The sequence below is a fragment of the Neobacillus niacini genome (assembly GCF_023715415.1).
Lineage (GTDB): Bacteria > Bacillota > Bacilli > Bacillales > Cytobacillaceae > Neobacillus > Neobacillus niacini_C.
On the sequence record NZ_JAMBOB010000002.1, the window covers coordinates 421,087 to 446,753 of the forward strand.

Genomic DNA, 25,667 nt, shown 5'->3' on the forward strand with positions numbered 1-25,667 from the left:
GGAACGAAATCATGAATAAAGCAGAAAGAATTAAAAAGACTAGAGTTCCGGCAGTTGATCCCAAGCTGGCTAAGCGACTTCCGCCTGGCCAGGCATTAACAGAGCGTTTCCCGATTCTTCATGAAGGAGACGTGCCTGCGTATGATTTGGAAAAATGGAATTTAAAGGTGTTCGGTGAAGTCGACAACGAGGTCGTACTAACTTATGATCAAATCAAAAAAATGCCTCAGACGACCATCAATGTAGATATCCACTGTGTCACGCGCTGGTCTCGTTTTGATAATAGCTTTACCGGTGTCAAATTCAGCGATTTCCTAAAGGAGATTGGTGTGAATCCTAAAAGTAAGTTTGTTATGTTGCATGCAGATCATGATTATACAGCCAATATTGCTTTGGAGGATCTGCTTAAAGAGGATGTAATCTTGGCTCACACTTTTGAAGGTGAGCCGCTAACGGGTAAGCATGGCTGGCCGCTTAGGCTCGTTGTACCGCACCTTTATTTTTGGAAAAGTGTAAAATGGATCCGAGGAATTGAGTTTATTGATGAAATCCAGCCAGGGTTCTGGGAGCAAAACGGCTTCCATATCAATGGTGATCCGTTTAAAGAAGAAAGATTCTCAGGGGAAGACCTGCCAATACCAGAGGATGAATGGGAGCGAAAAGACTTTGACTAAACAATTGCCAAATTTAAAATTAACATCAGATATCCTGCCAGAACGTGTTCTTGTATGTGGGGATCCAAGCCGTGCCAAGATTATTGCCGATTTATTGGATAATCCTGTTCTAATCGCTCAAAATCGCGAGTATCACACTTACAGTGGAAGCTGGAAGGGGAGTCAGGTAGCGGTAGTCAGCCATGGTGTTGGAGCACCTGGCGCAGCTGTATGTTTTGAGGAACTTGTAATGGGTGGTGTACAGTCCATCATTCGAGTAGGAACAGCTGGTTCTTATCAAAAAGATGTTACACCTGGAAGCCTTGTGATCAGTACAGCTGCTGTAAGTTGTGATGGATTAACGAAACAAATTGTCCCTACTGGATTTCCAGCAGTGGCAGACCGACATATTGTTGAGGCATTAATGAATGCGGCAGATTTAGTTGATGGAGGCGTTCCTGTTAATGAGGGAATTACCCTTACACTTGATGCCTTTTATTCAGGAGTTCTTGAATTTCCACATCAGCTTTATAAAAAAGCTGGAGTTCTAGCAGTCGACATGGAAAATTCCGCTTTATTTGTTATTGCCGCTTTGAAAGGAATAAAAGCTGGGGCGATTATGGCCATCGATGGATATGCGGATGCAGAGCTTCGAGACGAATATAATCCACACAATGACTTGGTTTCCAACGCGGTGGAAGCAGAAATGAAAATAGCCTTGGATGCGATTACGGCATTATAAGTATTACGTTTTCGATGAAACATTAGGATTTAAAATAAAGCCGACTTACCTTCCGAATTACTGGAAGGTAAGTTGGCTTTTAATCATTCATTTACAAAAAAGTGCTCTTATAATTTTTCTGGGGATTATGTATATCTTTCTGGAAATATGTAGTCTATCCACCTTTTTCATGTATAGTAGAGTAGAAGAATTTAGTACCAATCGTATGGGCTTTTAATTAGAAGGTGGAGGATATTGATGAGAAGAATTATTTTGACAACAGAGAGTGGTGCAGATTTACCAGTAGATTTAGCTCAAAAACATTATGTTCAAGTGGTCCCGATGCATGTGATTATGGATGGGCAGGATTATTTAGATGGTTCCTTACCTGTAACAGATATTTATGATTTTTACGAGCGTACAAAAAAAATACCCTCCACAACATCCACAAATTCGCATGAATATCTTGAATTTTTCACAAGAATTAAAAATGATTTTCCTGATTGTATCATTGTTCATATTGGTTATACTTCGAAGGCATCTTCATCCTTCCAAAATGCGATCATTGCAACAGAAGATTTAAAAGATATTTTCCTCATTGATGCTTTGAATGTTACAGGGGGATTAACGGCAATTGTGATGTATGCCGTTAACTTGTTAGAAAATGAACCTTCGATTGACCCTGGACTGTTAGTGGAGAAGATAAAATCAATGGTTCCAAAATCAAGACTTGCGTTCGTTCCCGGCAGCTTGGAATTCTTAAGAGCAGGAGGGCGAGTAAGCAATCTTGCATATCTTGGAGGGGCATTGTTAAAAATAAAGCCGCGTATTGAATTGGTAGATGGAAATCTTGTTTCAACTAAAAAGTATCGTGGGAAAATGGATGTCGTTTCAGAAAAACTGATGCGAGATTATCTAACTCAATACAACATTGATAGAGAACAACTTTACTTACTCTATTCTATCGGACTTGATGAAGAGATCAAGCAAGGATTGGAAGCTATTGCAAGAGAATTTGGTTTCCAAAACGTTAAATGGATTCAAGCAGGTGCAATGATCTCGACGCATGCAGGACCGGGTGGCGTGGGAATTGCTGGTATAGAGGTTTAGGAACTTTACCTTTAGTTAGAAGAATTTTTGAAAAAGACCATAACGAAAGGCTGATTTTATGAAGGTTGCAATATTTGATTTTGATGGCACATTATTTCCTGAGGAGACTTTCCCCCTATTGATGAGTCATTTAAAGAGACATCCTATACATTTTCAAAAATATCGGAAATTCTTCCTTAGGATCTTACCGGTCTACTTGGCCTACAAATGTAAACTTTACCCCGAACAAAAAATGAAAGAGTACTCCATGTGGTCCTATATATCTGCTTTTGGTTCAACTTCGAAAGCAGAAATCGAGCAGTTTTTTTCGCAAATTGGCGGAATTATGAGTCAAAACCTGAGTGATCATATGTTACATAGACTAGAACAACATAAAAAAGATGGGTATTATACAATGCTTGTCTCAGGAGCGTATGAGCCGCTCCTAAACTCTGTCACAGAGGATGTCACCTTCGATTGTATCATTGGAAGCAGTATTCCATATGATGATGAAAAACTGAAAAAGAATGCTTCAATCAACTATATATACGGTGAACGGAAAACAAAATTTATTAATAGCCATTTATCGAACATGAAAGTGGATTGGCAAAATAGCTTTGCATATGGGGATAGTTACAGTGATTTAAATGTGCTTGAATTAGTTGGAAATCCCGTAGCTGTGAACCCAGAACCTCGTCTATTAGAAATTGCGAATAATAAAAAATGGGAAATCATTTCGTAACAATGAAAAGTCTTGAATAGACAGTAGAACATGCCAGGCCATGTAGTGGGGCCAGAAAGACGACCACAAAAAAACGAGAGCGTATCCTAATTCAGGGATTCGCTCTCGTTTTTTTATTAATTCTATAATAATGATAATACAAGGACAATCACAAGCGGCAATATGAAAATGAAGTATCCTAGTGGGTTGGCGAAATTGAGGGTCCAGCCCACACCGAAGCGTTTTTCTACAAAAATGGAGGGATCATTTCGGTTGAAATAAAAGAGACCGCCTTTCCAGTATGAATCTTCGTCGTAATCGGTTGATTGCTTCCTCTGTTTCATCGACGGGGTGTTTATCAGAACGTCCCACTTTTACAGCAAAAGCAATGGTGGAGGCTAAGGTAACAGCAAGGAAAATCATGGGTGCTGCAACCATGGCAGTTCCCGCAAACAAATCTGGGTGAATCGTTGTGAATTGAAAGTAACTAAACAATACCGTCAGCAAGAAACTAACACCAAACATCAGCCAGCTTGAATATTTCCGTAATGTTAACTGTCGTATCCTTGAAGCATTTGTACCAGTTGCACTTAATTTAATCCCAGATTTGTTTTTTCCAATATGGATCCCTAAAAACATCACCTGCATTGCTAAAAGCGTTAGAGGCATTAAAATCGCTGACATTGGCGTTTTCTCCGTAAAGGCATCGGCTTCACCATTTATTCCCCAGTGAGTAGGAATCTGTTCAGGCAGAAGGTCATATTGGAAAACCGTATATCCGATGACTCCGACGGTAACAATCATTGGAAGTAAAAACAGATACCAAGGAATCATTTCATCCTGAGAACGTACAGACAAGTCTGATACTTTAACTTGTTTTAGATTCTCCATCCAATTATTTTTCCTTTTAAGTTGTACCGTTTTTCCATGAAAGAAAAAATAGAGGGAGAGGCTGAAAAGAATAATGCCAAATTGGATGAGCGTTCCAACTAGGACAGTTGGTTCTTCTCCAGGGTTCGTACCGAGAACCCAAATTACATAACCCGCTAATACCACCAGAGAAAGAAGGGAAACCAATAAGGTATATCTTTTTTTATAGGATAGAAGTTGTTCGTTTTTAATGTGCTTTTCAGGGACGGTGATTCCAAAGATGATGGTTCGTTTTACTAAAAAGGGAATAGCTGTTTGGATACCGAGCAGGATAATCGAGATGAATAGAAAAATGGCTAAAGTCATATGGATTCCTCCTAGAGTTAATTTCTTTTCTTTATGTCTTGAATAATAGAAGAGATAAGTTCGTGAATTTGCTCCTTAGACATACCAACCACAAGAGATTCAGCAATAAGTGGTTTATAGACAGCTTTTAATCGTCCGAAAGAGATTTCATTGAAATCTAGGGGAGAAGAGATAATCGCTCCTGACTTCGGAACAATTGTGATAATTCCTTTCTTTTCTAAGAGGTGGTAGCTTTTATTAACGGTATGCATGTTAATGCCGAGGTCAGCTGCAAAAGCCCTCACAGAAGGCAGCGAATCTCCTGGCTGAATCAAACCTCTAGCGATTCCTTCAACAATTTGATTAGATATTTGCTCATAAATGGGAATGTCGGAGTCAGGTTCAATTCTAATTATCATTATCGTTTCCCTCCAATCTGTTCTATATATATTATAACAAATCTGTTCTACTTTATCTAGAACAATAGTAAAAAGTGCGAGGGACCCTCCCGTTCTGGCAGGGGTCATGCACTTTGTTTTATTATTTCAATCCAAAACGTAAATGAGGGAGAGAAGGTTCTAAATACTTTTAAAAGGGGGTATTAACCATTTGTTGGAGTTACTATTTTGTGCGTAAGGTTTATTTCGATAAATTACAAAGTGGAATAGAGCTAATTTTTGTAATGTTTTTTTATGAATCACTAAATTAATGGGGGTTTCGGATAAATTTGCAGTATAAAAATAGTAATGGGGAGAGGAATCAGAGATTGTATGTAGCCTTCCATACTTTTTTGCTTTTATAATTTCGTCAACGGCAATTTGTATGTTGGTTTTATTGAAACCATAATTCTTATCTAGGTATTCTTGAAGATCTTTTCTGCAAAGCAGCATGACTTCTACTTTTTGAATATGTTCCATCTTTAATTCAGACAACTTTACATCCTGCCTCTGTGGCCACGCTAAAAGATAATATCCTGTTTCTTTTGTTTCATCATAAAACCAGCCAGGATGCCACATATTATCTTTTTTATAGCTAAGTTCAAAGGCAAATGTAGGCAATCCATTTGGATAATATAGAGTGGCTTTCTCATCAACAATATAGTCAAATCTATTTGAGGTAAAAGAAACATCAATGCCCTTAAATTGATTGCTGAGATAGTTGTTTTTATCAGGGGTATTTCTAAAAAAGGTCTGAATTTCTAATTTTTCATAGAGATATTTATCTAGGAAATTTGCTAGTACATGCTCACCTTTTAAATCATCCATAAAATTACTCTTCGTAGTTTTCATTTTACTGCCTCCAGGCGGGATAAATTTGTTATCGTTAAAGCTATTCTACAAAAATAGTAATAGTCCTTCGCCATAAAATGAATGTTTTATGGCATTATAATTATTTTAAATAGTTAATAGAAAATTTCAAAAACGGGTTGACGAGATAATAAATATTATTTATTATAATAATCAGATAAGTAATATTTATTCCAACATAAGTAACGTGCAAACTATCTTAATCGCAAGGGGGTGTTATAGCCTTTAATATAAAATGGATACGCTTTCAATAGGGAGTGGAATCCTGTCTTAACCTTCTATCCCAAAAAGTCGGAATACCATTATTGTTGTGGTAAGGTTAAAACATAGTAAGGATAGGAGTGTTAACGCATTATGAAGAATAGAAGTGAACAATTAGTTAGTGAGCTTGGACAAAAAATTGTAACGGGTGAGTTAAAACAAGGGGAAATCCTCCCAAAAGTAGAGGATTTAGGTGAAATTTATAAAGTAAGTCGAACGGTAGTCCGTGAAGCCTTTAAAAGCTTATCTACCATGGGTCTTGTTAGGTCCAATCAAAGGGCTGGTACAATTGTCCTTCCACGATCAGAATGGCAATGGTGGAATATTGAAGTCATAAACTGGGTCCTTGAAGATGAGAATAATCGAGATTTTCTGCTGCATTTAACAGAAGTTAGAATGGGCCTTGAACCCATGGCAGCAGCACTAGCAGCACAAAGAGCAACCGAACAGGATTTGATTAGCATTAAAGATGCTTTCAATCGACTCGAACAATCAATCGGAGATGAAAAGGCATGGGCAAATGCTGATTATGATTTCCATGAGAGTATATTAAGGGCTTCTTACAACGATCTAATCATTAACACTGTTAGAACATTACGGAAAGCGCTAGTTATTAGTCGAGAAAAAACATTAAAAGCAGCGAATGCTTCTCCAGAATCGCCTTTTGATACACCGACGAATGAAGTATTAGAAAGACATCGATCTATCTATGAAGCCGTCATCGCACGTGATGAAAAATTGGCCCATGATAAAATGATGGAGTTAATCCTACGGGTTAAAAGGATACTTGAAAAAATATACTCTTAGTTACATATAACTTAAAAATTTAGGAGGGGTTAAGTTGGGAATTCAAGTAGTAAGATTTGAAAAGGAAAAGAAAGAACAGTGGGGAGTTATTTCAGATAATCGTATTTTGGTATTAAGGGAAAGCTATTCTACTTTAGCTCATTTTTTAGAAGAGGGTGTTGAAGAAGCTAGAAACTTAAAAAATCAAGGGCAAGCTGAATCTTTTTCATTAAATGAAGTGACCATTTTAAGCCCAATTACCAAACCAGCAAGAATTGTCTGTCAGGGTGCCAATTACTCCTCTCATCGTGCAGAATCTGGAATGGAGGCAGCCCGGCCGCCATATAATATGTTCTTTAGTAAAGCAGATAGCACACTTTGTGGTCCGAATACAGAGATTATTCGCCCGTCACATGTTAAGCTATTAGACTATGAAATTGAGTTGGGACTGGTCATTGGAACAGAGATTTCATCAGCCGTTGAGGTCACAGATGAAAACCTTCACCAATATATTGCAGGGCTTGTCATTATGGATGATGTTTCTGCTCGTGATGTACAACTTTCTGAGGGGCAATGGTTAAAAGGGAAGAGCTACCGTACTTTTGGACCTACAGGACCTTATTTTTACTTACTTGATAAAGAAGAGGTTCCACTCATTCATGATCTAGAATTAAATTTATGGGTAAATGATGAATTACGCCAATCAGCAAACACGAATCAATTATTATACAAACCTGCTGAAACTCTGACAGAGCTTTCTGAAATCATGGATCTTTCAAAAGGTGATTTGGTTATTACTGGTACAACTGGCGGAGTAGCACTCACTCTTACTCCAGAGATATTAGGAAAACTATCAAGTCATCTGGTACCTTATGCGGAGAAAGTAGATTTGCTTGTTGAAAGTCAAACCAAGACAGGTAAATATTTGAATGATGGAGACGTTATTCGCTGTCAAATTAAGAGCAAAGATGGGAAAATTGACCTAGGTGAACAAGTAAATAAAGTAGTTTCTAGTAAAGTAGCCATTTCTTAATAGTGTATTTTTTCAAAAATGCTGGGATTAACGATCCCAGCAGCCTCTAGTTCTTACATAAATAAATTTAATATCGATGCAAATGAAAAAAATAGTTTAATAATTGATAGGAATGTATGCGTTTACAAAATGGGGTTTGATTAATTTTGTATAGGGGTGTGGAGAATGAAACAAGAAATGGTTGACGTTGCAATTGTTGGTTATGGTCCTGTATCAAAGCTGTTAGCTGCATTACTTGGTCAAAAAGGATGGAAGGTTGGGGTTTATGAAAGATTCTCTGAAGCCTATCCACTTCCTCGAGCTGTTCATTTGGATGATGAGGTTGCTCGCATGCTGCAATCAATCCTTCCAAAAAGTGAGCTTGAAAGAATTTTGCAACCAGTCCCTGATTTATATGAATGGCGAAATGCTGAAAAAGAATTACTATTGGCCCTCGATTTTTCACAAGATGGTATTTCAGGATGGCCAGGACATTTATTTTTCAATCAGCCAGAGCTTGAAAGAGTGATGGATGTTGCTTGCCGTAAACAGTCTAGTGTAAATGTGCAAATGGGAAATGAGGCAATTGAGTTAAAGGAATTTGAAAATCATGTAGAGCTTATGGTAAAGGACCAAGAGGGAGAAGTTCGTACCATTCATGCAAAGTATATTGTTGGTTGTGACGGTGCGAACAGTTTTGTTCGTAAAAACATGGAAACTACAATTACAGACCTTGGATTTGCGGCAGATTGGCTTGTTGTTGATATTGTGACGAATGAAGAAAGAGAATGGAACCCAATGAATTTGCAGCTATGTGATCCAGCCCGTCCTACAACCGTTGTTTCAGGTGGCCCTGGGAAAAGGCGCTGGGAATTTATGGCTCTTCCTGGGGAGACAAAAGAAGAACTTAACTGTGAAGAAGTAGCGTGGCGCTTGCTTGATCCTTGGAATATAACTCCTGCTAATGCAGTATTAGAACGGCATGCCGTTTATACATTTAAGGCATTATGGGCGGATGAATGGCAAAAGGGCCGGCTTATTTTAGCAGGAGATGCAGCTCACTTAACACCGCCATTCATGGGTCAAGGTATGTGTTCTGGTCTTCGTGATTCCATTAATTTAGCATGGAAGCTAGACCTTATTCTAAGTGGAAAAGCTGCAGAGTCTATTTTAGAGACGTATACAGCTGAGCGTAAACCTCATAACCGTGAGGTCGTAGAAGCAGCCTTGTTTTTGGGAAATGTCATTTGCGTAACAGATCCGATAGAAGCTGCAAAAAGAGATGAGGCATTTTTCACTGGCGGTGTCCCTGAATTTCCGGAATTCCCATTCTTAACAGAAGGAATACTCTACCAATCAGCCGATGGGAAAAATACTAAATACAGTGGTAAACTTTCATTTCAAGGTCAGGTAGAGTATAGCGGGAAAACAGGATTATTTGATGATGTAGTAGGAAGTGGATGGACAATTATGAGTCCAGTGAATAATCCTAAGAAGGTATTGAGTGAAGAACAGATTGCATTTTTAGAGAACTTCGGTGTTAAATTTATTGAAATCTCCGAATCGTCAGAAGGCAAAGAGGAATTATGTGATATAGCTGTCGATATCGATGGAAAATACAAACAATATTTTAAAGAAACGAGTCTTGAAGCTGTTGTGGTCCGTCCAGATTTCTATCTATTTGGTGCTACAGAGAGTTTAGCTGAACTCCCATTACTTGTTGAAAATTTATCAAAACAATTCAGGAGATTCCTAATTCCAGCAACTGCATAAAAATAAGCAAAGCTAGTTTTTATACAGCTGCTGACTAGGGCACAATGGACTGGCATCCATTATGGTTCGTTTTTATTTGCTTGGGGGCAAATGAAAAACAGGTAAGACTTTATCAGACTCTGAAAGTCTAAATTTGAATTATATCATATTCTCTTAAATAACGTTTAAAAAAGGATTTATGTATCTATTATTTAATCACATGGAGGAATGGGATATGTCAAAAGTAAAAGTTTTTAGATTAGCGTATGTTGATTTTTATTCAAAAAATGCAGATATCATGGTGGAATATTATACAAATGCAATGGGTTATCGTATTTCAGAAGAAGTGGATGGCATTACATATTTAAGCAATGCTCTTGACCATCATAATATCGTTATTACTCCTTCTGATAAAAAAGGAATTCGCCGCTATGGATACCAATTAGATGGAAAACTTACATTAGAAGAAGTACAGGAACAGCTTCACGTACTTGGGATTAACTCAATTATTAAAGTTGATGTTAAACCTGCTATTTCACGGTTGATAGAATTACAGGATCCTGCAGGGAATACTCTAGAGTTATTTACGGAGATGGATCAAACAAATGTTGGCTTTGGCATTTCAGGGGTTGTTCCACATAAATTAGGACATGTTGCGTTTTATGCGAAGAATTTCCAGAATACCATAGAATTTTACCGAGATGCATTAGGTTTTGATTTTACAGATAAAATCGGTGAAAGCTTTGCAAATTTCTTAACTTGTAATACCGAGCACCATGTATTAAATATTGTGGCATCAGATGAGACACGTCTACACCATATTGCTTTCCAATTAAAAGATGCTAGTCATCAATATGCAAGTTCGGATATATTGGCAAAACAAGGTTATCCAATTCTTTGGGGACCATCACGTCATACAGCTGGTCACAATATTGCAACCTACCATTATGACCCTGAACAAAATGTAGTGGAATTGTATACAGACATGGATATTTTCATTCCAGAACTCGGCATTTTTGAACCTCGTCCTTGGCATGAGGAGCTGCCGCTAAAACCAAAAGTTTGGGAATCACTAAGTGCTTGGGGAACAGAGTTTGTATTAGATCTGGCTAAAGTATAGATTTTAAATAAATTTTTGAGAAAGGGGAAAAAAGGGTGTATAATGCTGCCTTTTCAATCCCCTTTTTTTATAGGTTAGTAAGAATAGTAAAATGGAAAAATAGTAAATCTAATTTGAATAAGGGGGAATTAAGGATGGAAACGTACATAGTAGATGGGGCACGAACAGCTTTTGGTTCGTATGGCGGTTCATTAAAGGATATCAGCGATATTGAATTAGGTGTCGCGGCAACAAAGGAAGCGATTAAAAGAAGTGGTATTCCAGCATCAGATATTGATGAAATTGTGTTCGGCAATGTGATTCAAACGGGAGAGGCTTCTGCATACTTGGCAAGACATATTGGTTTGAAAAGTGGAATGCTTGAGTCATCAGCTGCCCTAACCTTAAATCGTTTATGCGGTTCAGGACTCCAGTCCATCGTATCAGGTGCACAGTCCATTGCATTAGGAGAGGCAAGAGTCATTGCTGCTGGTGGAACCGAAAATATGAGTTTAGCACCACAACTGTTAAAGGGTACCCGCTTTGGTTCACCAAATAAAGCACCTGTGGTCGTTGATATGCTGTGGGAATCACTCATTGATCAATATGTTGGCTGCGGAATGGGAATGACGGCAGAGAATCTAGCGGTAAAATATGATTTATCTCGAAAAGAACAAGATGAATTTTCGGTTTATTCGCAGGAGAAGGCAATTAAAGCAAGAGATAACGGACGTTTCGCGGAAGAGATTGTACCTATTGTGAGGAAAGATAGAAAAGGGAAAGAGTTAATTATTGAGGTGGATGAATATATTCGAAACGGCGTAACACTTGAAGGTTTATCCAAGCTAAAGCCAGCTTTTAAGAAGGATGGAACTGTCACACCTGGAAATGCAAGTGGTATAAACGATGGAGCAGCAGCCGTTTTATTAGCTTCAAAAGAGTATGTCTTTGAACATGGATTAAAACCACTAGCAAAAATTGTTTCTTGGGCAGTAGCAGGGGTTGATCCGAAAATTATGGGAATCGGTCCTGTACCAGCCAGTATTAAAGCACTAAAGAATGCTGGATTAACCTTAGGTGATATTGACTTATTTGAGTTTAATGAGGCATTTGCTGCACAATCTCTAGCCGTTCTAAAAGAATTAGGGGTAGATAGGGAAAAAGTGAATGTCAATGGCGGAGCGATTGCTTTGGGACATCCACTTGGTGCAAGCGGGACAAGAATTACCTATTCATTAGCCCTTGAAATGAAAAAACGAAATGTAAAGTATGGACTAGCCTCCCTATGTATTGGCGGAGGTCAAGGTATTGCGATGATTTTAGAAAGGGTTTAACGCTTTTATTAAAAGGCTGTGTTAATGGATACTGTTGATTTTAGAACCTGTTGATTGGAGCGGAAGGCGCTCGACTCCAGCGGGATGAACGAGCTGAGTGAGACCCCACAGGAGCGAAGCTGCGAGGAGGCTCACGGGCGAGCCCGCGGAAAGCGTAGCGCCTCGTGACAGGTAAAGACCACCTGTCCCTGCGGTGATTATTCAAAGAAGCTTTCCTTAGTGGAGCGCAAATCAACAGCCTTATTTAACACAGCATACAAAAAAGAAAGAAGGTTTACTAGTGGAAAATAAATTTGTTCAGTTAACAATCCAGAATCGTGTAGGAATTGTCAAATTAAACCGTCCTGAAGCTGGAAATGCCATTCATTTAGAAATGGCAAAGGAACTGATGGATGTTGCGATATTTTGTTCAGAGAGTGAAGACATTAGAGCGGTGGTTATTACAGGTGCTGGAAATAAGTTTTCAGTCGGCGGCGATTTAAGAAGTTTTGCTGAGAATGGGGAACAAATCAGTTCTCATCTAAAAAGTGTAACCGCCTATCTGCATCAAGCAATTTCCTATTTTACTAGAATGAACAAACCTTTTATTGGAGCAGTGAATGGAGTCGCAGCGGGTGCCGGGATGAGTCTCGTATGTGCCTGTGATTTGGCTTATGCTTCTGACCATTCTAAATTTGTCATGGCTTATAACAAGATTGGATTAACCCCGGATGGTTCTGGAAGCTATTTCCTACCGCGTCTTATCGGGATGAAACGGGCGCTTGAGTTAATGTATACCAATCGGCCATTGGATGCAAATGAGGCATGTGAATGGGGGATTATCAACCATGTTGTTGCCGATGAGAAATTAATAGAGGTTGTCCTAGAGTTAGCTGAGAACCTTGCAAATGGGCCCATGAATGCATATGGAGAAACAAAAAAGCTCTTTTATCACTCGTTGCAAGAAACACTTGAATCCCAAATGAATAAGGAGTCGTTAGTCCTTGCTGAGAGAGCAAGCAGCCTGGAGGGAAGAGAAGGGATATCCGCTTTTCTAGAAAAACGTGAAGCTAATTTTATAAAAGAGACCATTACATCAAAATTGTAGGTTCAAGGTAACAGCGGTGAATATGATTTTTGAATAGTTTGGTGATGGATGGTTACCAGAAACTTGGAATGATTTTGATAGGAGGGATAGGATTGAAGACCGCAAATGTTAGTGGAAACTTACTCTGGGAACCCTCACGTGAAGTTCAAGAAAAATCAAACATAAAGAAGTTTATGAAATGGCTGGATGAAACACGTGGGTTAAAGTTTGAAGAGTATAATCAGTTATGGGAATGGTCCGTTACCGACGTGAAAGGATTTTGGTCTGCTATTTGGGATTATTATAGGATTATTTCCAAAACAGATTATGATGTCGTTCTATCTGAAGGCAAAATGCCAAATATCGATTGGTTTCCTGGTGCAACAATAAACTATGCAGAACATATATTTAGGAATGAAACAAAAGAAAAAGCGGCTATCATTTATAAGTCGGAAACACGTTCACAGCAGGAACTTTCATGGGCAGAACTTAAAAAGAATACAGCTGCAATTGCTGGTTATTTAAAGGCAAAAGGGGTTAAGCCAGGTGACCGCGTTGTTTCATATGCACCTAATATTCATGAAACGGTAACTGCATTTTTGGCTTGTGCGAGTATTGGGGCAGTGTGGTCAAGCTGTGCACCAGAGTTCGGTATTCAGAGTGTTATTGATCGATTTAAACAAATACAACCAAAAGTAATGTTCGCATCAGATGGCTATCAATACGGAGGAAAGAAATACGACAGACTTGAATTAGTTGGAAGAATTCAAGCGGAATTACCTACTTTGGAAGAAACAATCATTATCCCTAACCTACAAGATCAACCTGAATTATCAGGTTTGAAGAATTCCGTGCTTTGGAATCAGGTGATAAGTGAACATAATCATGTCCCATTAACCTTTGAATCCGTTCCGTTTAATCATCCGCTTTGGATTTTATATTCATCCGGAACCACAGGAAAACCAAAGGGCATTGTTCAAAGTCAAGGTGGAATCCTGCTTGAACACTTAAAATTTCACGGACTTCAAATGGAGTTAACAAGAGAAGATCGATTTTTTTGGTATACGACAACAGGCTGGATGATGTGGAACATAGTTGTTAGTAGTTTGTTAACTGGTGCAACGGTCCTACTATATGATGGAAATCCAAGCTATCCGAATGATGAAACACTGTGGAAGTTTGCGGAATCAACCAAAATGACCATGATGGGTACAAGTGCAAGCTTTATAGTGGCCAATATGAAATCAAATGTGAAACCAAGAGAATTTGATCTCTCACACTTAAGAAGCATTGGCTCAACAGGTTCACCTTTGCCTGAAAGCGGGTTTGAATGGGTTTATAAAGAAGTGAAGAAGGATATTTGGCTTTATTCTACTACCGGAGGAACGGATATTTGTTCTGGTTTTCTGGGGGGAAGCCTGTTATTGCCCGTATACTCTGGAGAACTACAAGCTCGGTCCTTAGGAGTAGCCGTTACTTCTTATAATGATGCAGGAGAAGAGGTAGTGGATGAAATTGGGGAACTAGTGGTTACAGAACCGATGCCATCTATGCCGATTTATTTTTGGAATGATGAAAATGGGGAACGGTACAAAAGTAGTTATTTTGATGTTTACCCTGATATTTGGAGACATGGTGATTTTATTAAGATAACCTCTAGAGGATCTGGAATTATGTATGGTCGGTCAGATGCAACCATCAATCGGGGCGGAATTCGAATGGGGACAAGTGAAATATACAGTGCTTTAGAAAGTATTTCAGAAATACTCGATAGTTTAATTGTCGACATACCAATTAACAGTGAGCAATCCTACATGCCATTATTTATCGTTGTAAAAGAGGGCATTCGATTTTCAGAGGAATTGAAATCCCATATTAATAAAACGATAAGACAAAATTGTTCCCCTAGGCATGTACCGAATGAAATTTTTAGTGTAAAAGAACTGCCTAAAACATTAAACGGGAAAAAAATTGAGGTTCCTATAAAGAAAATATTAATGGGAATCCCCGTCAATCAGGCTGTTAACTCAGATTCATTACTAAATCCACAATCGTTGCACTATTTTATTGAGTTTCAGAAATTGATAGAATCTGGTGATGTCTCTTTGAAATTATAGGGGAAGCAAAATACTTAGAAAATGAATATCCATAGCCTAGAGGAAATTGCCTCTAGGCTATTTATTATGAATTTTTATATGGCTATTTAGTCATTGACCCATGGGCTTCAACCGTTATAAGTGCCATTGTAGTAACACTCGTCGTTACTATACCAAAATGCTGCACCAATAATGACCAACAGGATAAACAAGATAATGATTAAAGGAAAACTTAAACCTACACCATATTCTGAACTCATGTGTGAGACCTCCTTTTTTCTGGGAAGGATATATTCTATGACAAACGCCTATCGTATGTTACAAAAGTTTTGAATAACGGAGTTATTTAGACTTTTTTCAGAATTTTCTTGAGTAAAAACGAATACTGGAATATATTTTAAATAACCCGTAACAAGCTATGTTTAAAATGGGAGAATGAACTGGAATCATACATAATTATTCTTAATAAGAGGTGTTTTAAATGAGTGTTGGATTTATTGGCGGCAAGTTTCTGCCACTCCATCTTGGTCATGTGCATGCCATTGTTCAGGCTGCATCCATTGTGGATGAACTTTATGTGATTTTGTCACATAGTGAAAAGCGTGATAAAGAGTTGTGCCTAGATACCAAAATGGAATACGTTTCCGCACCAATACGCTTAGACTGGCTGTCACAATTAACGAAGGATATGCCCCATGTTCAAGTGGTATCGGTTGAAGATGACCAAGGGAATGATGACTACGACTGGAAGGAAGGAGCTCGATTAATTAAGGAAGCAATTGGAAAACCGATAGATTATGTATTTAGTTCGGAGACTAATTATACGGAGATTTTTGTAGAAAATTATCCAAGTGCAAAACATTATCTGATTGATCCTAGCCGGTCAAATGTGAATATCTCAGCGACAGCTATTCGCAAAGAAGGAGTCCATTATCATTGGTCATACCTTCCAGATGTGGTAAAACCTTATTTTGAAGAAAAATTGAAAGCCGATAGATGACGGTCAGCTGGGTTCATGGACAGAGGACGGAGTCACTCTAATTTTTTTGAGAAACAGAGATCATAGACAATCTATTTTTTAAATAATCTAACCATATTATTACAGTTTTTCTGTATAATAGAAGTAATTCTACTAGTAAGTGATAATCTTAAAAAACTTATTTTGAATGGAGGAATAGAGTCTATGTCAAGCATTCCGTCAATCCTGAAAAATTTGAGGATTCCTGTCATTGGTTCACCACTTTTTATTATTAGTAATCCGAAGCTCGTGATTGAGCAATGTAAGGCAGGAATCGTTGGATCAATGCCAGCTTTAAATGCGAGGCCAGCCTCACAGCTTGATGAGTGGCTGGCAGAAATTACAGAAGGACTAGCTACATATAATACACAAAATCCAGAGCGTCCCGCTGCACCATTTGCGATTAATCAAATTGTTCACAAAACGAATGACCGGCTAGAACATGATATGGAGCTATGCATGAAATATAAAGTTCCTATTATCATTACCTCACTTGGAGCCCGTGAAGAAATCAATGTCGCTGCACATAGCTATGGAGGTCTCGTGTTCCACGATGTTATTAATAACAAGTTCGCACACAAGGCAATTGATAAAGGCGCAGATGGGTTGATTGCTGTTGCAGCAGGTGCTGGCGGTCATGCGGGGGATAAGAGTCCGTTCGCATTGATTCAGGAAATCCGCCAGTGGTTTAGTGGACCGTTAGCATTAGCGGGCTCCATTGCAAACGGAAATGCAATTCTTGCAGCTCAGGCAATGGGGGCTGACTTTGCCTATATTGGTTCGCCGTTCATTGCAACCCACGAAGCAAGGGCTGCTGAAGATTATAAACAAGCGATTGTGGAATGCAACTCAGATGATATTGTTAACAGCAGTCTTTTCACAGGTATACATGGCAATTATCTTGCGCCGTCCATCCGGTCTGCAGGCTTAGATCCCTATGCACTTCCAGAAAGTGATCCATCGAAAATGAATTTTGGCGGAACGGGTCAGGCAAAAGCATGGAAGGATATTTGGGGAAGCGGCCAGGGGATTGGAGTAATAAACGAAGTCACCAGTACAGCGGAGTACATCGATAAACTACACCAAGAATATATTGCTGCAAGAGTGAGAGTAATAAAAATGAGCCAAGTTTTTGCTTGAAAAAAAGTGCCAGGTACCACCAATTTTTGGTTGGTGCCTGGCACGTTTTATTATTTTCGATTGATTACTTTAACACCTTTATAAAAAACGGTTTTTATCTGATCAATTTCTGTAATTTCTAGTCCAGGTATACCTTCAGCTACTAAGAAGTTTGCATCTAATCCTACTCCTAGCCGGCCAAAGGTATCACCTTTTCCTAATAGCTTAGCAGGATTGTCTGTTAATAGTGCTAGAATTTCATTTTCATCGTAATGTTGTTTTTTTAATAGCTGCATCGCTGGTTGAGCGATTAACATTAAGACGTCAGGTCCTTTTAATGCTTGGTCTTGAAAAGGCAGCCATGAAGTTCCAAGGTACGGCGGGAGATAGGAGTCCGTTGAAATCGATACTGGAATGTCTTTTTGAAAGAATTTGAGAATTTCTTCTGGTGAGTTCGGCGGTAAATGTGTTCCGCCCATTGGGGTGGCAACGATTTCAACTCCTTGTCTAGCAGCAAATTTAATTTGTTCATCAGTCATTCCATGCGCATGGTGCAGGACGTCAATTCCAGCCTCTAAGGCAAGTTTGATCCCTTCTTCACCTGCAACATGAGCACCTATTCGTTTACCTAATTGATGATAGATTTCTACAACCTTTTTTAATTCCTTAAGTGTGTAAATAATTTCTCCTGCTCGCGGGACATCCTTTTCCGTAAAATTCGCTGGTGTCGCATTGATAAAGATATTTTCTCCTGGATAGTCACTCTCATGAGCAATCATTTGAACTAAGACTGGGTCGGATAAATCGTATTGAGTAACGCCCCGTGATTGTGTAATGGCAGTAAAATGAGCCAAGTTCTCGAAACCAATGGAAATACTAGTGGTTGCAAAGGAAATATCCAGTGGAAGATCGAGTACGGCTTTTTGATAATCTTCCTTTGAAAAATCACAAAGCGGGTTGCCGCAGATTTGTTCGCCAAGTGCGGTGATACCGGCTGACAATGCTTGAAGGAGGATTGCTTTTCCAGCTGAAAAATGAGTTTCAGGCGTCACCGGATAAAGAGAGGTTGGAGCAAATTCTAGTAAATGGGTATGACAATCTACTAATGATGGTGTTATCACATAGTCTGAAGAATCCATTACATCGAGGTTTGGAAATTTTCCCTTCAAACAATCAAAGCTGCCAATCTCCGCTATTTTTCCATTCTCAATCACCATCGCCCCGTCTACCAACGTCCCTAAATGACTGACAGTTACTAACTTTTTACTTCGAATCAAGTAGATCATCATTCATCACACCAAAAATGGAGTTAAAAAATATCCCAATACACAAGCCGTCATAAATCTTAAAACCATGCCAATAATCGCTGCCTCTAACGTTTCCCTCTCATTTAGACTCGATGTTTCTGCCCAGGTGACAGGCACCTGGCCAAAGATAACGGATAATGGCAGTCCAGAATTGGCTAATACAAATGAACCGACAATTAAACGCGGGTCAATGGTGCTGGCAAATTCCGCAAGCTGAGCAACCGCAAGTGTTGGAGCAGCAAGGATGGACACAATACCGGTAGCGGGTTCAATACTTATGAACGTGAGAACGGAGGATAAACTTGATTCTATGAAACTCCAAACACCTATAAATTTTAAGGCTCCGATAAAGAAAAAGACGGCTGCAACGGCTGGAATGATTATTAAGAATAGCAGTTCAACACCTTCTTTAGCAGATGAGAAAATCGTTTGCAAAAATTTAGTGGTTGGTGTAAAACGTGGCAATTCCTCGAGCTCCACTTTTTTGGTATCACGATAAATGGTTCTAGATAGAAGAAAGGGTACGACAATGATTGGGGCAAAAATGGATAAGATTACGAGTGGGAAGGCGTTAATGCTAAATGCAGATAGTGCGATGAGTCCTAGAACAAAGGTAGCAAAGGATTGCGGAGATTGAATCATCGTCGCAACCGCTATTTTTTGCTCGGCTTTGGTTGCATTTGCTTTGACAAGGATTGGACCAGAGATTTTTCCAGCAGCATTAATATCGCCAAGGATGTTGTATACGCTTGGGATGATGACCGCCGGATTGATTTTGAACCACTTCATAATCGGAACGAATATTCGGATTAACCCATCTGTAAAACCCAATCGCTCCAAAAGTCGACCTACGATAACGCTTACAATTATTGCAATTCCGACTTCACTTGTCAGAAAAATATCTACGACAATCGGTTTTACTTCTTTAATGATTGTATCAAAAAGGCTGGACAGGGAATTAGGCGCAAATAATAGTAGAATCAAAAACCCAAAGACTAACAATATACCAATTACTTCAAAAGTCTGCCATTTCGATCTTGCTGACTTAGTAAGCGATGCTTGTTTATCTTCCATGGAAAGACCTCCCGACATTTTTATTTAAAGTATGTATGGGCGAAATATTTGTGCCTGTCATTTAATTTATGGGTAAAATATGGTATATTTTGGTTTGGAAGAAGGGGGAAAGCCCTTTCATGTTCAAGCGATTCAAGAAAATAGACTGGTAGAGGACGAACAATAAAAGATACCTTTTACACGGGAAGGATGTTACGGTATGTCAAAAATTACGTTTATGGGTGCGGGAAGTACGGTGTTCGCGAAAAATGTATTGGGTGACTGTATGTTCGTCCCAGCCCTAGAGGGATTTGAATTTGCTCTTTATGATATCGACGCGCAGCGGTTAAAAGATTCAGAGAATATGTTGACGAATTTAAAAAGTCATTATCAAAAAAATATTACGATTAAATCGTATGTTAATAGAAAGGAAGCTTTAAGAGGGGCGAAATATGTCATTAATGCGATTCAAGTCGGCGGTTACGAGCCTAGTACACTTATTGATTTTGAAATTCCGAAGAAATATGGTCTTCGTCAGACGATTGCAGACACTATTGGGATTGGCGGGATATTTCGTTCTCTTAGAACGATTCCTGTCATGCTCGATTTCGCCAGGGATATCGAGGAGGTTTGTCCAGATGCGCTGTTTTTGAATTATACCAATCCGATGGCAGTGCTGACGGGAGTGATGCTTCGTTATACCAATGTGAAAACCGTGGGGCTGTGTCATAGTGTTCAAGTTTGTACGGAGCACCTTTTTAGAGATTTGGGAATTGACCATGTAGGGATTGAAGAAAGAATCGCAGGGATTAACCATATGGCATGGCTCTTAGAAGTCAAATGCGATGGCCAGGATTTATACCCAGAAATTAAGAGACGTGCAAAGGAAAAACAAAAGACAAAGCATAAAGATATGGTACGCTATGAGTTAATGGACAAATTCGGATATTATGTGACGGAATCTTCTGAACATAATGCGGAGTATCATCCTTATTTTATCAAGAATAGTTACCCAGAGCTTATAGACAAATTTAATATTCCTCTCGATGAATATCCCCGTCGTTGTGTGAACCAAATCGAAGGCTGGAAAACGATGCGGCAAGAAATGGTGAATAATAGTAAACTCACACACTCTCGGTCTCGAGAATATGGTTCTAGAATTATAGAAGCCATGGAAACAAATGTACCATTTAAATTTGGCGGAAATGTACTTAACACTGGACGGTTAATCAGTAATCTTCCAGAGAACGCCTGTGTAGAAGTGCCTTGTGTAGTCGATAGAAGCGGAATCATGCCTTGTTATATTGGAAATTTGCCAGAACAGCTTGCTGCACTCAATAGAACCAATATCAATACACAGCTTCTAACCATTGAAGCGGCCATCACTGGAAAAAGGGAAGCCGTTTATCAAGCGGCGATGCTGGATCCACATACAAGTGCAGAGTTGTCCATCGATGATATAATCTCATTGTGTGATGACCTCTTTAAAGAACACGGAAGCTGGCTACCTCCATATTCATAAGATAATAATTGCTGGGACGGTTTACAGGGGATTCGTTAGTAGACGAAGGCAGCCTGAAGACCGTCCCTTTTAATTTCTAATATTTGTTGTCTTTCGAAATGTTGCCTGTCATGATAAAATGAATAAACTATATTATTAGAATATAAACTTTCAATATTAATAGGTGTGGTGAATTTGCAGAGAAAAAAACGAGCATCGATGACATTCATTATTATGGGTATTTTGTTATTTGGAAGCGTTATATATATATTTATGCCAGATCGTGACCAATCAAATGTGGAAACTGTAAAGGCAATCGCTTCTGTTAAACAAGAACAAACAGAAAGTACGATAGAATTACCAGTTGAAAATACTCCAGAAGTAGAAGAAGTACAAACTGTACAGGAGAAGGATAACGATAAACCAATTACCGATGATATTAAGGCTAAAGTCAGGGAAGTAGTGGAAATTGCATTAGATCTTTTCAAAAAAGATGAAAAGATTGTGGCAATCGGCGACTCTCTAACCGAAGGAGTTGGTGATGAAACAGAGAATGGCGGTTATGTTGGCATCCTTAACCATACTTTCGAAGATAATAACCTAAATATCAATGTTGAAAATTTCGGTAAAAAAGGAAATCGGTCAGATCAACTACTGAAACGGCTGGACAAAGAAGAAATTGCCTCAGCCATTAAAGAGGCAGATAAGGTACTAATCACAATTGGTGCGAATGACATTATGAAAGTACTAAAATCAAATTTTATGAACGTTACGATGGAACCCTTCCAAGAGGAAAGGTTAAAATATATCGAGCGTTTAACAGCCATTATCAATAAAATCAATGACTTGAATCCTGATACCCAAATTTATTTAATTGGATTTTATAATCCGTTTGAACGGTACTTTGGTGAAATAAAAGAACTTGGTATGATTATAGATAATTGGAATAATGATGGAAAATCCCTTGCAGAGGAATATGATAATGTAAGCTATATCCCAACAAAAGACCTATTCAGTAACTCAAACGAAGACTTATTGGCAAAAGATGAATTCCACCCAAACACAAGTGGCTACAAACTAATGGCACAGCGAGTATTAGAATACTTGGGAATGTGACCGTGGTGACCGTGAGGACGGTTCTCTTGGACATAAGTCCTAAAAAAGCACCGGAGGTTTGATATACCCCGTAAATGTTAGACACTCTACTAACATTTACGGGGTGTTTTTTTACCATTTTTATCTATCAAATTAGTAGTACATAGCGTAATCAATCTATTCTTATTATCCAAAATCCATTTGCAGCGTACCGCTGATTTTTGAATATATTCTTTAACGATATCAATGGTGCTAACCTGATCCATATATCGCCCTAGAAAATGAATGAAAACGTCAAGACTTCTAAGTTGGATGAGGACAGGAACTGCTTCAATTTCGGATTCTGTCAACATTAGAGATTGACCATAACCTGTAAGAAATGCATTAATTTTTGCCCAAGTAATGGTTGAATCTTCGCTGGGTTGGATGAAGTCTGATAAGCAAACAGCCAGTTCCATTACCCGTAAATCGTTCGTAACAAATTCAAAATCGAGAACAGCTGACACCACTCCATCTTCATTGACCAGAATGTTGGATGCGTTTAAATCGCCATGGACCAGCTGATGCGGCAATTGCCTTAATTTAGACGCTTGCTCCATAAAAGAAGAGAGCTGTTCAAAAATAACGAGTAAATCAGTAGTCTGTTCAGAAAATTCTCCTGGAGGATTTTTGCAAAAAATCAATATATCCTGTAGAGAACAACTAGGATGAGTGTTTTCAATCTCATAATACGGTCTGTAGGCAGGAAGCTGATCGATTTGAACATGTGCGAGCGAAGCTGACAATTGACCAGCAGTTCTCCCAAAAGAATGAATTTCTGTCAATTTATTAAGTGTAGGATTTACACCATCCAAGTACCGAAATAAACCAGCAATCTTTCCATCCCTGGTTTTTACAATTGTTTTTCCATCACATGAACGAACAGGCTGGGGTATTGAAAAAGTTAGAGGCATATCCGCTAGCGCGTCAAGAAGTACATGCTCATATTTTACCTTATCTTCATCTTGATGGGTTTCATAGATGCGGAGTACATATTGCTCATCATCAACAGTAACAAATCGTGTGGTATTGTTTGCACCACTTTGCCCAACCCGTGTCTCCCAACTGCCTGCGGGAAAGAATTGAGCAAGTATTTCATCTATGTATATATTCTTTTGTAACATCATAATCAGTAGTCCTTTGCATTTTTTGTATGTATCTGATGGGATATTGGAAGGTCTTATAGACAAAAGACCGGAAGAACTGTCCCCATGTCCTCCCCATTTCCTCAAAGATTAAAATATTTTTTTCTTATTTCTTTGAATCGTTTTTCATTAATACTTTCCTTGCTCAATGCTCCATCAACCCATTCTGTAAATGTAGTGTCTGTTAATGTAATGTTCCCTTTGTCTGTTACTTTAGTGATCAATGGCTTCTTATTAAATATAGATTCAGGATGTTCAATGATAATTCTTTGGACCTCGTTTAATTCAGTTATATCTTGAATTTCCTTTTTAGAATTAAAAGCATATCCTATCTTCCAGTTTTCGTCTTTATGATTCAATTTCATGTACAAAATATAATCCCCATGTTCACTTCCTACACAATCCACTCTGAATTCGCCATTACTAGAAACAACCGTCTCTCCGCTTAACGGAACAGGCTTTAATGGTAAGAACCCTCCAAAACCCGTATCAACAAGATAGGCCTGCCCGTTATGGGTAATAAGATTAATCACATGGGTATTTCCAGTCGCACTCCATTGTTGATTCATTTGATTATAAGTTACTCCTCGGATTAAGGTTGGGTTAAAACCATTTTCACTTAAGAAAATATAGAGAATTGAATTTAGTTCGTAACAAAGTCCTCCTTCGTTTTTTTCTAGTATTTTATCAGTTATATTCTCTTTTGTAATTTCCTTCGTTCTTTTTTCAATAATACATAAATTCTCAAACGGAATGGACTTGGCCGTCTTTTCAAGAACCATATCTAAGTTTTGAAACGTAATCATTTCATTTTGCGGGATCCCTATTCTATTACGAAAAAGTAAGTTAAAGTCACTCATTCACCGAACCTCCTTAATACAATCCTATTTATATGATAGCAAAATGCTCAAGGTAACCCAAATAAGTATGAGCAAGGATTACGTGAAGGATCAATATCATTTTTCCTCACTCTATAACCTAGAATGAGGTTTACTATCTTATTAGATGTTGTCACTAGTAAAATTCATTTCTATTAAAAATGATGAAAATCACCTAATTCAAACGTACAAGCTACTTTTGGTAGTCTCGCATCTACTATTATGTAAGAGAAATTTATATGAAAGTAGGTGTTATATAAATGCCAGTAGTTTCTATTGTTAGTATTTTTACTAGAGGTGCTAGATCAAGTGAAACTCCTGAACTACGAAACGCTAGGGTGCAAGGCGATATTCAAAGAGCAAATGAAGTTTGGGGGACAGGGAACCCACCCGGTGTGGCTTGTGGTATAACGTTTGTTTCACACAGTCTCATTTATCGCCCGGAGGTAACAATTAATGCGTCTACCGTTACGAGTTCAGCAGACCCAAGAATTATGCAGGTAATCGATGAGGCAAGAGCCGCAACAAATTTCGCTACAGCGATTTATGTCGTTTATTTAAGTGGTGAAACCTTTAACGGAGGACATGTAGGAAATGCAGGTCCAGTGGTCGACAACGTAACGAACACAAATCTTTATAGTATCTATGGACGTTGCTCATTAAGTGATGGTGCATTCGAAACATATTTGCTTGCTCATGAAGTCGGTCATATATTATTCTATCGTATTCTGAGTCTAAACCCTATCGTCTCTACAATTAATGACCCTTCAAACCCTGGTGATGATCATAACAATGATCCTCAAAATATCATGTTCCCTTTTGTTCCTGCAATGAATCCCTACATCAATGGTGGACAATGTACTGTAGCTCGTCAAAATAGAATTATTTTGGAAAATGCACAATTTACAGGTGTTAACCAAGGTACTGCATTAATAGGTACCGGCAGCGGATTTGCAACACAAAATCAGTTCAATTCCATGGAGGATAATGAATCAATTGACAATTTCGAGTCAGGTAATCAATGCAGCTGTAATAACCCACAACACCATCACAGCAACTCAAAAATCGTCAAAAAACTCAATGAAATAATAGATAGTTGGATTGAAGATATGGGTCCTGAAAGACCTCAAATATATCCAAAACCACCTCAAATATATCCAAAACCACCAAAGAAGAAAAAAAAGGATAGTAAATAATACTCCTTGCTAATAAAGATGAGGAAAAGGGAGCCAGTGACTTGTTAAGTGACTGGCTCCTTTTTCATGTGTGGAAGAGGAAAACAAAATATAAATTACCATTGTTAATTGATAATCATGATAGTGTCGGAATAAACATTAATTGTGACCACAGGGACGGTTCTCGTGGACATTAGTTAAACAAATAAAGACCAAAAAAACGTC

The 25,667-nt window shown here is 38.5% G+C and carries 25 protein-coding genes; 16 read left to right on the plus strand and 9 right to left on the minus strand.

Going from position 1 to position 25,667, the window contains the following annotated elements; translation table 11 throughout:
* Positions 1-11 precede the first annotated feature (11 nt).
* From M3189_RS05470 to M3189_RS05485, 4 genes are all read left to right on the plus strand, one after another.
* Positions 12-674 carry a sulfite oxidase-like oxidoreductase gene (locus M3189_RS05470; protein WP_251632758.1) on the plus strand — a complete coding sequence of 221 codons (663 nt, stop codon included), beginning with the start codon at positions 12-14 and terminating at the stop codon, positions 672-674.
* Positions 646-1,395 carry a nucleoside phosphorylase gene (locus M3189_RS05475; protein WP_251632759.1) on the plus strand — a complete coding sequence of 250 codons (750 nt, stop codon included), beginning with the start codon at positions 646-648 and terminating at the stop codon, positions 1,393-1,395. Before M3189_RS05470 ends, M3189_RS05475 begins: the two co-directional genes overlap by 29 nt.
* Positions 1,396-1,632: 237 nt before the next feature.
* Positions 1,633-2,484 (plus strand): DegV family protein, encoded by an 852-nt coding sequence (locus tag M3189_RS05480; RefSeq protein WP_251632760.1) that lies wholly within the window; start codon positions 1,633-1,635, stop codon positions 2,482-2,484.
* Positions 2,485-2,542: 58 nt separating this feature from the next.
* Positions 2,543-3,205 carry an HAD family hydrolase gene (locus tag M3189_RS05485; protein ID WP_285889400.1) on the plus strand — a complete coding sequence of 221 codons (663 nt, stop codon included), beginning with the start codon at positions 2,543-2,545 and terminating at the stop codon, positions 3,203-3,205.
* A 122-nt stretch (positions 3,206-3,327) separates the two neighbouring features.
* Here the strand turns inward: M3189_RS05485 and M3189_RS05490 are convergent, their stop codons facing one another.
* The 4 genes from M3189_RS05490 to M3189_RS05505 all read right to left on the minus strand — a co-directional run bounded on the left by M3189_RS05490 (position 3,328) and on the right by M3189_RS05505 (position 5,688).
* The gene (locus M3189_RS05490; RefSeq protein WP_251632762.1) at positions 3,328-3,528 is read right to left on the minus strand and encodes a DUF5808 domain-containing protein; all 201 of its coding nucleotides are present in this window, start codon (positions 3,526-3,528) and stop codon (positions 3,328-3,330) included.
* Complete coding sequence (locus M3189_RS05495) at positions 3,449-4,420, minus strand: DUF1648 domain-containing protein (RefSeq protein ID WP_251632763.1); 972 nt, start codon at positions 4,418-4,420, stop codon at positions 3,449-3,451. Before M3189_RS05495 ends, M3189_RS05490 begins: the two co-directional genes overlap by 80 nt.
* 17 nt (positions 4,421-4,437) lie before the next feature.
* Positions 4,438-4,818 (minus strand): GntR family transcriptional regulator, encoded by a 381-nt coding sequence (locus M3189_RS05500; protein WP_251632764.1) that lies wholly within the window; start codon positions 4,816-4,818, stop codon positions 4,438-4,440.
* 159 nt (positions 4,819-4,977) lie between these two features.
* Positions 4,978-5,688, minus strand: coding sequence for a hypothetical protein (locus M3189_RS05505; RefSeq protein WP_251632765.1), 711 nt, complete (start codon positions 5,686-5,688; stop codon positions 4,978-4,980).
* A gap of 372 nt (positions 5,689-6,060) precedes the next feature.
* Here M3189_RS05505 and M3189_RS05510 point away from each other — a divergent pair, with 372 nt between their 5' ends.
* From M3189_RS05510 to M3189_RS05540, 7 genes are all read left to right on the plus strand, one after another.
* Positions 6,061-6,774 (plus strand): FadR/GntR family transcriptional regulator, encoded by a 714-nt coding sequence (locus M3189_RS05510; RefSeq protein WP_251632766.1) that lies wholly within the window; start codon positions 6,061-6,063, stop codon positions 6,772-6,774.
* A gap of 34 nt (positions 6,775-6,808) precedes the next feature.
* A complete protein-coding gene (locus tag M3189_RS05515) occupies positions 6,809-7,786 on the plus strand; it encodes a fumarylacetoacetate hydrolase family protein (RefSeq protein WP_251632767.1) in 978 nt (325 codons plus the stop codon).
* A 165-nt stretch (positions 7,787-7,951) separates the two neighbouring features.
* Complete coding sequence (locus M3189_RS05520; protein WP_251632768.1) at positions 7,952-9,538, plus strand: bifunctional 3-(3-hydroxy-phenyl)propionate/3-hydroxycinnamic acid hydroxylase; 1,587 nt, start codon at positions 7,952-7,954, stop codon at positions 9,536-9,538.
* A gap of 214 nt (positions 9,539-9,752) precedes the next feature.
* The gene (locus M3189_RS05525) at positions 9,753-10,637 is read left to right on the plus strand and encodes a VOC family protein (protein WP_251632769.1); all 885 of its coding nucleotides are present in this window, start codon (positions 9,753-9,755) and stop codon (positions 10,635-10,637) included.
* Positions 10,638-10,771: 134 nt separating this feature from the next.
* Positions 10,772-11,950, plus strand: coding sequence for an acetyl-CoA C-acetyltransferase (locus M3189_RS05530; RefSeq protein ID WP_251632770.1), 1,179 nt, complete (start codon positions 10,772-10,774; stop codon positions 11,948-11,950).
* A gap of 280 nt (positions 11,951-12,230) precedes the next feature.
* Entirely contained in the window at positions 12,231-13,037 is an 807-nt protein-coding gene (locus M3189_RS05535) for an enoyl-CoA hydratase/isomerase family protein (RefSeq protein ID WP_251632771.1), read from the plus strand.
* A gap of 92 nt (positions 13,038-13,129) precedes the next feature.
* Positions 13,130-15,133 (plus strand): acetoacetate--CoA ligase, encoded by a 2,004-nt coding sequence (locus M3189_RS05540; protein WP_251632772.1) that lies wholly within the window; start codon positions 13,130-13,132, stop codon positions 15,131-15,133.
* Between the two features lie 107 nt (positions 15,134-15,240).
* Here M3189_RS05540 and M3189_RS05545 read toward each other — a convergent pair whose 3' ends face one another.
* Positions 15,241-15,372 carry a YjcZ family sporulation protein gene (locus M3189_RS05545; RefSeq protein ID WP_251632773.1) on the minus strand — a complete coding sequence of 44 codons (132 nt, stop codon included), beginning with the start codon at positions 15,370-15,372 and terminating at the stop codon, positions 15,241-15,243.
* Between the two features lie 221 nt (positions 15,373-15,593).
* On the opposite strand from M3189_RS05545, the gene M3189_RS05550 reads away from it, so the two are divergent.
* Positions 15,594-16,112: an adenylyltransferase/cytidyltransferase family protein gene (locus M3189_RS05550; protein WP_251632774.1), complete on the plus strand. Its 519-nt coding sequence runs from the start codon at positions 15,594-15,596 to the stop codon at positions 16,110-16,112.
* Between the two features lie 183 nt (positions 16,113-16,295).
* Complete coding sequence (locus M3189_RS05555) at positions 16,296-17,270, plus strand: NAD(P)H-dependent flavin oxidoreductase (protein ID WP_251632775.1); 975 nt, start codon at positions 16,296-16,298, stop codon at positions 17,268-17,270.
* Between the two features lie 50 nt (positions 17,271-17,320).
* Here M3189_RS05555 and M3189_RS05560 read toward each other — a convergent pair whose 3' ends face one another.
* Both M3189_RS05560 and M3189_RS05565 read right to left on the minus strand, forming a co-directional pair.
* Positions 17,321-18,538, minus strand: coding sequence for an amidohydrolase family protein (locus M3189_RS05560; RefSeq protein WP_251632776.1), 1,218 nt, complete (start codon positions 18,536-18,538; stop codon positions 17,321-17,323).
* Between the two features lie 3 nt (positions 18,539-18,541).
* Positions 18,542-19,630: a hypothetical protein gene (locus tag M3189_RS05565; RefSeq protein WP_251632777.1), complete on the minus strand. Its 1,089-nt coding sequence runs from the start codon at positions 19,628-19,630 to the stop codon at positions 18,542-18,544.
* Between the two features lie 199 nt (positions 19,631-19,829).
* Here M3189_RS05565 and M3189_RS05570 point away from each other — a divergent pair, with 199 nt between their 5' ends.
* Positions 19,830-21,131, plus strand: coding sequence for an alpha-glucosidase/alpha-galactosidase (locus M3189_RS05570; protein ID WP_251632778.1), 1,302 nt, complete (start codon positions 19,830-19,832; stop codon positions 21,129-21,131).
* 174 nt (positions 21,132-21,305) lie between these two features.
* Positions 21,306-22,226, plus strand: a complete 921-nt coding sequence (locus M3189_RS05575; RefSeq protein WP_251632779.1) for an SGNH/GDSL hydrolase family protein — start codon at positions 21,306-21,308, stop codon at positions 22,224-22,226.
* 89 nt (positions 22,227-22,315) lie between these two features.
* On the opposite strand, the gene M3189_RS05580 is transcribed toward M3189_RS05575, so the two are convergent.
* Together M3189_RS05580 and M3189_RS05585 are read right to left on the minus strand one after the other, a co-directional pair.
* A complete protein-coding gene (locus M3189_RS05580; protein WP_251632780.1) occupies positions 22,316-23,371 on the minus strand; it encodes a phosphotransferase in 1,056 nt (351 codons plus the stop codon).
* A 101-nt stretch (positions 23,372-23,472) separates the two neighbouring features.
* Positions 23,473-24,249 (minus strand): arylamine N-acetyltransferase family protein, encoded by a 777-nt coding sequence (locus tag M3189_RS05585; RefSeq protein WP_251632781.1) that lies wholly within the window; start codon positions 24,247-24,249, stop codon positions 23,473-23,475.
* Positions 24,250-24,527: 278 nt separating this feature from the next.
* Here M3189_RS05585 and M3189_RS05590 point away from each other — a divergent pair, with 278 nt between their 5' ends.
* Positions 24,528-25,463, plus strand: a complete 936-nt coding sequence (locus tag M3189_RS05590) for a hypothetical protein (RefSeq protein ID WP_251632782.1) — start codon at positions 24,528-24,530, stop codon at positions 25,461-25,463.
* Positions 25,464-25,667: the final 204 nt, after the last annotated feature.